At 33.2% G+C, this 10,785-nt stretch carries 9 protein-coding genes; 8 read left to right on the top strand and 1 reads right to left on the bottom strand.

Annotation, left to right across the window (positions count from 1 at the left end; all coding sequences use genetic code 11):
* Positions 1-36: 36 nt before the first annotated feature.
* From PF021_RS04010 to PF021_RS03990, 5 genes are all read left to right on the top strand, one after another.
* Positions 37-591, top strand: coding sequence for a hypothetical protein (locus tag PF021_RS04010; RefSeq protein WP_271021132.1), 555 nt, complete (start codon positions 37-39; stop codon positions 589-591).
* On the top strand, positions 588-1,415 hold the full coding sequence (locus PF021_RS04005) for a S1-like domain-containing RNA-binding protein (protein ID WP_271021131.1): 828 nt from the start codon (positions 588-590) through the stop codon (positions 1,413-1,415). Before PF021_RS04010 ends, PF021_RS04005 begins: the two co-directional genes overlap by 4 nt.
* 79 nt (positions 1,416-1,494) lie before the next feature.
* Positions 1,495-2,604, top strand: coding sequence for a Cj0069 family protein (locus PF021_RS04000; RefSeq protein WP_271021130.1), 1,110 nt, complete (start codon positions 1,495-1,497; stop codon positions 2,602-2,604).
* Positions 2,605-2,861: 257 nt separating this feature from the next.
* On the top strand, positions 2,862-5,408 hold the full coding sequence (gene acnB / locus PF021_RS03995) for a bifunctional aconitate hydratase 2/2-methylisocitrate dehydratase (protein ID WP_271021129.1): 2,547 nt from the start codon (positions 2,862-2,864) through the stop codon (positions 5,406-5,408).
* Positions 5,409-5,480: 72 nt separating this feature from the next.
* Positions 5,481-6,503 carry a cytochrome-c peroxidase gene (locus PF021_RS03990; RefSeq protein ID WP_407081406.1) on the top strand — a complete coding sequence of 341 codons (1,023 nt, stop codon included), beginning with the start codon at positions 5,481-5,483 and terminating at the stop codon, positions 6,501-6,503.
* A gap of 76 nt (positions 6,504-6,579) precedes the next feature.
* Here the strand turns inward: PF021_RS03990 and PF021_RS03985 are convergent, their stop codons facing one another.
* Complete coding sequence (locus tag PF021_RS03985; RefSeq protein ID WP_271021127.1) at positions 6,580-7,080, bottom strand: peptidylprolyl isomerase; 501 nt, start codon at positions 7,078-7,080, stop codon at positions 6,580-6,582.
* Between the two features lie 88 nt (positions 7,081-7,168).
* On the opposite strand from PF021_RS03985, the gene PF021_RS03980 reads away from it, so the two are divergent.
* Genes PF021_RS03980 through PF021_RS03970 form a run of 3 tightly spaced genes read left to right on the top strand, consistent with a single transcriptional unit; the run spans position 7,169 to position 10,777 of the window.
* Complete coding sequence (locus PF021_RS03980) at positions 7,169-7,864, top strand: hypothetical protein (protein WP_271021126.1); 696 nt, start codon at positions 7,169-7,171, stop codon at positions 7,862-7,864.
* Positions 7,865-7,911: 47 nt separating this feature from the next.
* Positions 7,912-10,398 (top strand): DNA gyrase subunit A, encoded by a 2,487-nt coding sequence (gene gyrA, locus PF021_RS03975; RefSeq protein WP_271021125.1) that lies wholly within the window; start codon positions 7,912-7,914, stop codon positions 10,396-10,398.
* A complete protein-coding gene (locus PF021_RS03970) occupies positions 10,373-10,777 on the top strand; it encodes a hypothetical protein (protein WP_271021124.1) in 405 nt (134 codons plus the stop codon). Before gyrA ends, PF021_RS03970 begins: the two co-directional genes overlap by 26 nt.
* Positions 10,778-10,785: the final 8 nt, after the last annotated feature.

Raw genomic sequence — 10,785 nt, 5'->3', positions numbered from 1 at the left:
TGCAACAATAAATAAAATCATTTTAAAGGTTTTATTATGGCAAACAGCTCAAATATGAGTCGTAATACATACATTGGCGATATAAGTAGGATAGTGAATTCTCTAAAAGAAGATAATTTAGATGAATCTGTAATAAGAAGAAGAATGAAAAAAGAATTCGCACAAAAAACTAGTGTAGGTGAGACAATAGCGTTATATGTATTGGGAATCTCTTTTGTTTTTATGGTTGTATTTGGTATGCATATATGCTATGCAACGATAATGTGGGAAGCTGATATTTATAATTTTTGGGATAGATTCTCACCTTATTTTTCTATGATTATTTTCTTTGCTTTATGTTTGGTGGTTTTTGTTATTTTTGTGGTTTTTATGAGATTCTTTGTTGATTATTTTAGGTATTTTAAGGCACTTGATGAAAGTTTTGGATATAACTTTTATTTGAGGCTTTTTAGGGGATTGTGTATTTTTGCTTTGGTGTTTGTTGGCGTGTTTTTAATGGTTGTGTTATTTTCTAGTTGGCAGATTTCTAATATTTATAATGTAAGATTTGATATTACTTTAATTAATGTTTTGGGGGAAATTTTTGATTGAAAGATGTAGGCTGTATTAAAAGGCTAGAGATTGCCAAGATAGTATCTATTGGTGCTTATTTAAAAAAAGATGATTCATTGGTTTTATTACCTGTTAGATATTTATCTTCTACTTTAAAAGAGGGTGATTTTGTAGATGTATTTTTATACACAGATTCAGAAGATAGGTTAATTGCTACTACCTTGAATCCTTTGGCGCTTCTTGGCGAAATTGCAGCTTTAAGGATAGTTGATAAAAATAATTATGGTTGCTTTTTGGATCTTGGAATTGCTAAGGATATTTTTATGCCCACTAAAAGCTCTGAACCATATAAAGTTGGAAGTTATGTTGTTGTGTTTATAGACAAAGATAAAGAAGGTAGGCTAATAGCTAGACATAATATTAAATCATATTTAAAAAATATAAAAGATTCTAGCTTAAAGGTGTTTTGCAAGGTTTCTATTTTGCCGTTTAAAAGAACAAACTTGGGTTATGAATGTGTAATAAATGGTAAATATCTTGGACTTGTATATCACAATGAAGTGTTTATTAAAGATTTTTTGTTTAATAAACAAGTAGGATATATCAAAAGAATTTATAAAGATGGCAAATGTGATTTGTCTCTAAAACCACCTATGGAAAAGAGCAAAAGTCAAGCAGAGAGGGTTTTTATGATTTTAAAGTCAAATGGTGGAGTTATGAAGTTTGGTTACGATAGTAGTCCGCAAGAGATTTTGGAAGTCTTTGAGATGAGTAAAAAATCTTTTAAAAAATCATTAAGCGATCTAATAACAGAACATAAAATTGAAGTCTTTGATAATTGTTATATTAGGATTCTATATTAAATAAAATCTTTCTATTTTATTTATAAATTATATAAGTTTTGATAGCCTTTTGTTGTATTTCAAATTTTAGGAGAGGTTAATGAAGAAAAACATTGTTTTTTTTGAAGCAAAAGGTGGAAGCGATAAGGGTGCTGATGGACACAGAAAAGATACGATGCCTATGGTAAATGCTTTACAGGCAAAGGGTTGGAATGCTGAGGTTGTATTTTTTGATGATGATATTTTAAGAAATGAATCTGAAAGAAATAAAATCTATGAATACGTAAGAGATAATGCAGATGGATATGTATCTCGTGTAAATCCGGGGAATCTTAGAGAAGAGAAACTTTATTTTGATGTGTTAAGAAAACTATGTGCTGATGGGCTAGTTGGTATGCCACATCCTGATGCAATGATAGGCTATGGTGCTAAAGATGCACTAACAAAACTAGCAGATACTGACCTTGTGCCAAGTGATACTTATGCGTATTACGATCCAAAAGAAGCACAAAGAATCGGTGTAGTAATGAGTGATAAGCATGATTTTAAAAAGACTTTTCCAAAAACTCTAGCTAAAGGCGAGAGAGTGCTAAAGCAAAATAGAGGTTCAACTGGTGAAGGTATTTGGAGAGTTAGACTAGAATCTGCTGATATGTATAATAAGTGTGAATCTCTACCGCTTGATACAAAAATAATATGCACAGAAGCAAAAGATAACCACACAGAAGAAAGACAACTTGGTGAGTTTATGGATTTTTGTGAGCATTATTTAGTAGGTGATAATGGTATGCTTGTTGATATGACATTCTTACCAAGAATTAAAGAGGGAGAAATTAGAATCTTAATGCTTTATAAAACTCCTGTATATGTTGTGCATAAAAAACCAGCTGAAGGTGGCGATGCATTCTCTGCTACACTCTTTAGTGGTGCGAAGTATAGATATGATGAGCCAAAAGATTGGCAAAGTCTTATTGATTGGTTCTTAGTACAATTACCTGATATTAGAAGTAAGCTTGGAAATTATGATTTACCACTTATTTGGACTGCAGATTTTATCCTAGATACAGATAGTAATGGTAAGGATAAATATGTTCTTGGTGAGATTAACTGCTCTTGTGTTGGCTTTACAAGCCCTGAAGAATTTATGGCAAAAATAGCTGTTATGGTTGGTGATAATATCGTTGATATTGTTAGCGAGAAAAAAGCATAAACCTATAAAAATAGTTAGCATTAAGCTAGCTATTTCTTCTTAAAAATTAATTTTTATTTTACTTTTTGTTTAGTTTTGAAATATCCAATAAAATTCATGTAACACTACAATCCCTTATTATTTGATATGTAACTTATGTTTAATTTTTTTTGTAAAATATTTATAACTTTTTATAATAGGTTTCAAAAATAAAAAAAGTATTTTTTAAACAACATTGATTTAAACTATATAAAATTACGCAATAAAAGGAGTTTCAAGTGGGTTTTATTGAAGAGTATAATAATCATGTAAATGAAAGAAAGAATCAAAATATACCGCCTTTGCCACTTAATAAAAAACAAGTATTAGAAGTAGTAGAACTATTAAAGAGCGGGAGTAATACAGAATTTTTGGTTGATTTACTTGCAAATAGAGTATCTCCAGGCGTTGATGAGGCAGCACAGGTTAAAGCACAATTTTTAGACGATATAGTAAAAAATAAGATAGAAGTTAAAGGAATTTCAAAAGAATATGCAATAGAGCTTCTAGGAAGTATGCTTGGTGGATATAATATTGCACCATTAATAGAAGCTTTAAAAGTCAATGATGATATAGCCAAATGTGCTGCAAGTGCTTTAAAAAACATTATATTAGTTTATGAATCTTTTAATGATATTGTAGAGCTTAGTAAAAGTAATAAATATGCAAAAGAAGTGCTAGAATCTTGGGCGAATGCAGAGTGGTTTTTAAATAAAAAAGCACTAGATGAAAAAATTACTGCTGTTGTATTTAAAATCGATGGAGAGACAAACACAGATGATCTGAGCCCAGCAAGTGATGCATTTACAAGAAGTGATATACCGCTTCACGCTCAAGCGATGCTAAAGAATAGAACTGAAAATGCATTTTCTAGGATTGAGGAGCTAAAAGAAAAAGGTTACCCATTAGTTTATGTTGGTGATGTTGTTGGAACTGGTAGCTCAAGGAAATCAGCATGTAATTCTCTAGTGTGGCACATGGGTAGAGATATACCATATATACCAAATAAAAAATCTGGTGGTTTGGTTATAGGCAGTGTTATAGCACCTATTTTCTTTAATACATGTGAAGATAGTGGTTGTCTGCCAATCATAGCTCCTGTAGATGAGTTAAATGAAGGAGATGTAATTGAGATATATCCATTTAAAGGCGAGATTGTTAAAAATGGTAGTGTTGTATCAAAGTTTGATTTAAAGCCAAATACTCTTGCTGATGAGATTCGTGCTGGTGGCAGAATAAATCTAATTATAGGCAGGGGATTGACTGCTAGGGCTAGAGAAGTATTGGGAATGGATAGAGAGAATATTTTTGCTAAGCCTACAAGTAGCTTACAAGAGGCGAAAGGATATACACTAGCACAAAAGATGGTAGGTAGAGCTTGTGGTGTGGCTGGAGTGTTGCCCGGAACTTATTGTGAGCCTCTAGTAACAACTGTTGGAAGCCAAGATACAACAGGTGCTATGACAAGAGATGAAGTAAAGGAATTAGCCTCTTTAGGATTTAGTGCGGATTTTGTTTTGCAAAGTTTTTGTCATACTGCAGCTTATCCAAAACCTGCAGATGTAGAACTACAAGCGACTTTGCCTACATTTATGAGCAGTAGAGGTGGTGTAGCACTTAGAGCAGGAGATGGAGTTATTCACTCTTGGCTAAATAGAATGGTATTGCCTGATACTATAGGCACTGGTGGGGATTCTCATACTAGATTCCCTATTGGTATTAGCTTCCCTGCTGGTAGTGGGCTTGTAGCATTTGCTGCTGTTACTGGTTCTATGCCACTTGATATGCCCCAATCAGTACTTGTTAGATTCAAAGGAGAAATGCAAAAGGGAATAACCCTAAGAGATCTAGTAAATGCAATACCATATTATGCCATTAAGCAAGGATTGCTAACCGTTGAAAAGAAGGGAAAGAAAAATATATTTAGTGGCAAGATATTGGAAATAGAGGGGTTAGAAAACTTAAAAGTAGAACAAGCCTTTGAGCTAAGTGATGCTAGTGCAGAGAGAAGTGCTGCAGCATGTACAGTTTCACTAAATAAAGAACCAATAATTGAATATCTAAAATCAAATATAACACTTATAGAGGCAATGATTGAATCTGGCTATGAAGACTCTAGGACACTAAAGAGAAGAGCTCAAAAAATGCAAGAATGGATAGATAATCCACAACTATTAAAAGCAGATAAAGATGCAGAATATGCGGCAATTATAGAAATAGACTTAAATGAAATTACAGAGCCTATTTTAGCTTGTCCTAATGATCCAGATGATGTAGCTACATTAAGCGAGATACTATCAAACCCAAATAGACCTAAAAAAATAGATGAGGTATTTGTCGGAAGTTGTATGACAAATATAGGACACTATAGAGCATTAGGTGAAGTATTAAGAGGCGAAGGTATGGTTCCTACTACGCTTTGGGTTGCACCTCCAACCAAAATGGACGCTAAGCAGCTTAGTGATGAAGGATATTATTCTCTCTTTGGTGCAGCTGGAGCTAGAATTGAAGTGCCCGGTTGTAGCTTATGCATGGGGAATCAGGCTAGAGTTAGGGATAATGCAGTGGTATTTTCCACTTCTACTAGAAATTTTGATAATAGAATGGGAAAAGGTGCACAAGTATATCTTGGAAGTGCAGAACTTGCAGCTATATGTGCCTTGCTTGGTAGAATCCCAACTAAAGATGAATATTTGGAGTTAATTCCAAAGAAAATAGAAGGCAAGAGTGAAGATATTTATAAGTATTTGAATTTCAATTTAATATCTGATTTTAGGCTTAAATAGTGTATAATTATTTTTTATTTGTTAATTATATTAACAAATAAAAAATATTACTTAATGTTTAGGAGGATGAACATGCGTTTTATACATGCAGTGTTAAGTATGTGTTTGGTTGGCTCTTTAAGTGCTAATCCATTAATTGATGAGGCTAAGAATGCTGGTCTTGTTCCACTACCAAAGGATCAAAAAGGTGTTGAGAAAATCTTGACTGATCTTGGTGTTGAATTTAGTAAATTTACAGAAGAAAAGGCAGAGTTAGGCAAAAAGCTATATTTTGAACCTAGACTTTCGAAAAGTGGTATTATATCCTGTAATACATGCCATAATTTAGGGCTTGGTGGCACAGATGGAATTTCTGCTGCGGTTGGTCATAAATGGGTGGCAAATCCACATCATCTAAATTCTCCAACGGTTTATAACTCTGTATTAAATTCATCTCAATTTTGGGATGGCAGAGCAGGGACATTAGCAGATCAAGCGAAGGGTCCAATTGAAGCAGAACCAGAAATGGCTACACCTGCAAAATTAGCTGTTGAGAAGATATCGTCATTACCAGAGTATGTAAGCGAGTTTAAAAAGATATATGGCAAAAGTGGTGTTACATTTGACAATATAGCTGATGCTATTGCTACTTTTGAAAGAACTCTTATAACTCCTTCAAGATTTGATGAGTTTTTAGAGGGAAATGAAAAAGCATTAACTAAGAAAGAGCAAGAAGGTTTGAGGCTGTTTATAGATAAAGGTTGTATTGCGTGTCATAATGGCGTAAATCTAGGTGGTAGTATGCAGGCATTCCAAATTGCAAATAAATATAAATTTGCTCATCTAGGAGATTTTAAGGGAGATGAAAATGGAATGGTAAAAACTCCTACTTTAAGAAATATTACAGAGACTGCTCCTTATTTCCACAATGGTGCGATTTGGTCTTTAAACGAAGCTATTAGAGAAATGGGAAGTGTTCAGCTTGGTATTAATATTTCCAAAAAAGAGGCAGCAACAATTGAAGAATTCTTAAAATCTTTAACCGGAAAGAAACCTGAAATTACATATCCACAATTGCCAGTTTCAACAGAAAAAACTCCAAAGCCTGAGCTTTAATTAAATACCACATTATGTGGTATTTAATGCTATGTTTTGTTTTTGATTAAATTATCGTTGTCTTAAATTTAAAATCTTAAGAATCTTTGCCTTCTATTGTTTCTACAATTTTTATTTTGATTATTTTGTCATTTTGCTTGATTTTAGATAGCACTTGCAGACTTTCTTTATCTTTTATTTGTCCAAAAATAGTGTGCATACCATCTAAATGTGGCTGTGGTGCGAAGCATATAAAAAATTGACTGCCTCCAGTGTCTTTTCCAGCGTGTGCCATAGATAGAGTTCCTGCTAGATGTTTGCTTGTATTATTTTGACATTCGCATTTTATTCTATATCCAGGACCACCTCTGCCATCTCCATTTGGACAACCTCCTTGTGCTACGAATCCTTTAATTACTCTATGAAAGTTTAAGTTGTTATAAAATCCGCTATTTGCGAGTGAAGCAAAATTTGCAATTGTATTTGGTGCTTCTTGTGTTAAAAGTTCAAATATCATATCACCATTTTCTGTGCTAATAATTGCATATTTTAATTTTTCTAATTCTTCTTTTGATGTATTAAATTCTTTTAATTCCATGTAAGCTCCTTATTTTTTTGTTATATTTTTTATTGTAGTATTTTAAGTATTAATTATTACTTGAAGTGCGTATTTTTGGGATTATTTTATGAGTAGGATTCTATTTTTTTTGTTTTTTTTGTTTGATTGTGCATTTGCCTCATATCCTTTGTGGTTAAAAGATGGCTTAAAGATTCAAACAACATTTGAAGATTCTAATTTTACTAAAGGCTATGGAATAGTTTTTGAAGATGGATTGGTATTAACTAGTGCATCAGTTGTGTATAGCAAGAGTAGGGCAAATGATATATTGCTCTATCATTCTGAATCATTTGATGAACCAATCTCATGCCTTAGTCATGCTGATATTATTGCATTAGATGATGGTTTGGATATTGCTATATTAAAGCCGACTAAATTTACAGACATATATTGCAATATCATGCCAGAACCAAATGCTAGGTCGTTACATTTTAAAAACAGGACATTTAAACTGCTAGTTGAGCCATTTAATTTACCAGTTAATAGCAGGATTGAGATTTCATATTTTTTAGAACAAGACTGGCTTGAGTTTGGGAGAGAGAGGATGTGGTTTGATGATTATATAAAGTTAGACGCAAGTGATATTTTAGGAATGCCATTATTTGTTGAAGATGAATTTTTGGGAATTGTATCTAAAAAACACAAAAACAATATACTGAAACATGGAGAGATTTTGGGATTTATATGTGAGGTTTCAAATAAAACTAGTGTTTTTAAAGATTATAGAAGCGTTTTAGAGTTTTGTAGTAGAAACATTAAGTAAAATCAAGCTAGAATATACCACATGAAATAAGCAAGAGGTATCGTTAAATGAGCGATTTATTAAACCAAGATATACAAAATGTAAATATAGAAGATTCAATTAAAGAAAGCTACTTAGATTATTCTATGAGCGTTATTGTTGGGCGTGCATTGCCAGATGCTAGAGATGGTCTTAAGCCGGTGCATAGGAGAATTATCTATGCTATGTATGAGCTTGGGGTTACTTCAAAGGCAGGGTATAAGAAGTCTGCAAGAATCGTAGGTGATGTAATAGGTAAGTATCATCCACATGGTGATACTGCTGTTTATGATGCATTAGTTAGAATGGCACAAGATTTCTCTATGAGGTTGGAGCTTGTCGATGGACAGGGTAACTTTGGTAGTATAGATGGTGATAGTGCGGCAGCTATGCGTTATACAGAAGCTAGAATGACACAAGCTGCAGAAGAAGTCTTAAGGGATATTGATAAAGATACTGTTGATTTTCTACCAAACTATGATGATACGCTAAAAGAGCCAGATATCTTACCTAGTCGCCTTCCAAACTTGCTAATAAATGGTTCGAATGGTATTGCAGTTGGTATGGCTACAAATATCCCACCTCATAGAACAGATGAGATAATAGAAGCCTTGATACATCTAGTTGATAATCCTAATGCTACTTTAGATGATATGATGCAATTTATACAAGGACCAGATTTTCCAACAGGCGGAATCATATATGGAAAGAGCGGTATAAGAGAGGCCTATGAAAGTGGTAGAGGACGAATTAAAATAAGAGCTAAAACCCATATAGAAAAAACAAAAACAAGAGATATTATTGTAATTGATGAGATTCCATATCAAGTAAATAAAGCAAGGCTTGTAGAGCAGATAGCTGAACTTGCAAGAGATAAGGTGATTGAAGGAATCTCTGAAGTTAGAGATGAATCAGATAGAGATGGAATAAGGGTTGTAATAGAGTTAAAAAGAGAGGCTATGAGTGAGATTGTGCTAAATCATCTCTTTAAATCTACACCAATGGAAAGTACCTTTGGTATCATACTTCTTGCAATATATAATAAAGAGCCAAAGATATTCACCTTATTGGAATTGTTGCATTTATTCTTGTCTCACAGGAAGAGCGTTGTTATTAGAAGAACAATATTTGATTTGGAAAAGGCTAAAGCTAGAGCACATATTTTAGAAGGACTTAGGGTAGCATTAGAAAATATAGATGAAATTGTGTCTCTAATCCGAAATAGTAGCGATCCTAAAGTAGCAAAAAGTAGCTTGGTAGAGAAGTTTAGCTTAAGTGAGATTCAAGCACAAGCAATCTTAGATATGAGACTGCAAAGATTGACAGGTTTAGAGAGAGATAAAATTGAAAATGAATACCAAGAATTGCTAAAAGAAATTGAGTATTTAAGCTCTATTTTAAAGAGTGAATCTAAACTTAATGAGATTATTAAAACAGAGCTTTTAGAAGTAAAAGATAAGTTTGCAACACATAGGCTAACTGCAATAGAAGAAGACTATGAAAGCATAGACATAGAAGATCTAATTCCAAATGAGCCGGTAGTGGTAACTATGAGCCATAGAGGTTATGTAAAAAGAGTGCCAGTTAGAACTTATGAAAAGCAAAATCGCGGTGGCAAGGGTAAGATTTCTGCAAATACACATGATGATGATTTTATTGAATCTTTCTTTGTCGCAGATACGCACGATACAATCATGTTTGTTACAAATAAAGGGCAACTCTATTGGTTAAAAGTATATAGAATCCCAGAGGCAAGTAGGACAGCAATAGGCAAAGCGGTGGTAAATTTAATTAATTTAGCACCAGATGAAAAGATTATGGCAACCATTACAACAAAAGATTTTAATGAAGATAAATCTCTTGCATTCTTTACGCGTAATGGAATTATTAAGAGAACAAATTTAAGTGAGTTTAAAAATATTAGAAGTGTTGGGGTGAAGGCTATTAATTTGGATGAAGATGATGAGCTAGTAACTGCAAAAATAGTAACCCCTAGTATAAAAGAAATTTTGGTAGTTACTTATGAGGGAATGTGTGTAAGATTTGAAGTAAGTGACGCTAGAGAAATAGGGCGTGTTGCAAGAGGAGTAACAGCTATAAAGTTTAAAATGCCTAAAGACTTTGTAATTGGGGCAACCGTGATTTCTAATGAGAATGAAGAAATCTTAAGCGTAAGCGAAAAAGGAATTGGTAAGAGAACAGAAGCAAATGAATATAGAATCACAAAACGCGGTGGTAAGGGTGTGATAGCTATGAAGCTAACGCCAAAGACTGGAAAGTTAGTTGGAGTGGTAAATGTAGATGAAAATATGGATTTAATGGTGCTAACTTCAAGTGGAAAGATGATAAGAGTAGATATGCACTCTATAAGAAAGGCAGGTCGTGCTACAAGTGGTGTAATCATCGTGAATGTAGATGAAGAAAAGGTGGTATCCATCGCTAGATGTCCTAAAGAAGAAAAGATAGATGAAGATGAAGAAGTGGAGGATAATGGGCTATTTACGGATAATGATTAGCCTTTTGTTGTTTACAGAGTGTTTATTTGCTCGTGAGTATGTTTTTTCTTATAGGCTATCTACTAAAGATGGCATAGTGTTAGGTGAGAAGTATTATGTATCACCTTCTATGGTTAGCTCAAAACTTACTAAACATTATAAAGGAAGGTATTGTGATGTAATACATGAAGCAAAAAGCGAGGTGGAGTTTATAGAGAAGTATAAAGATAAGATTTTGGAGTGCTTGTTTTCATGGGGGGTTAAGCTAGAAGATGAAAGCAAGGTTGTAAATTTACAAAATCAATCAATAACGATTCTTAGTATTCCGGCCACTAGAATATATATTGAATATGATGTGGAGTTATCAAAAATATATTTGCTTAATAAAAAAATCAAGTAAAAGGAGAA

It is taken from the genome of Helicobacter ibis (assembly GCF_027859255.1).
GTDB classification, from domain to species: Bacteria; Campylobacterota; Campylobacteria; order Campylobacterales; family Helicobacteraceae; genus Helicobacter_D; species Helicobacter_D ibis.
The sequence above is the reverse complement of the archived record's forward strand: the minus strand, read 5'-3'. Positions and strand labels throughout refer to the sequence as shown.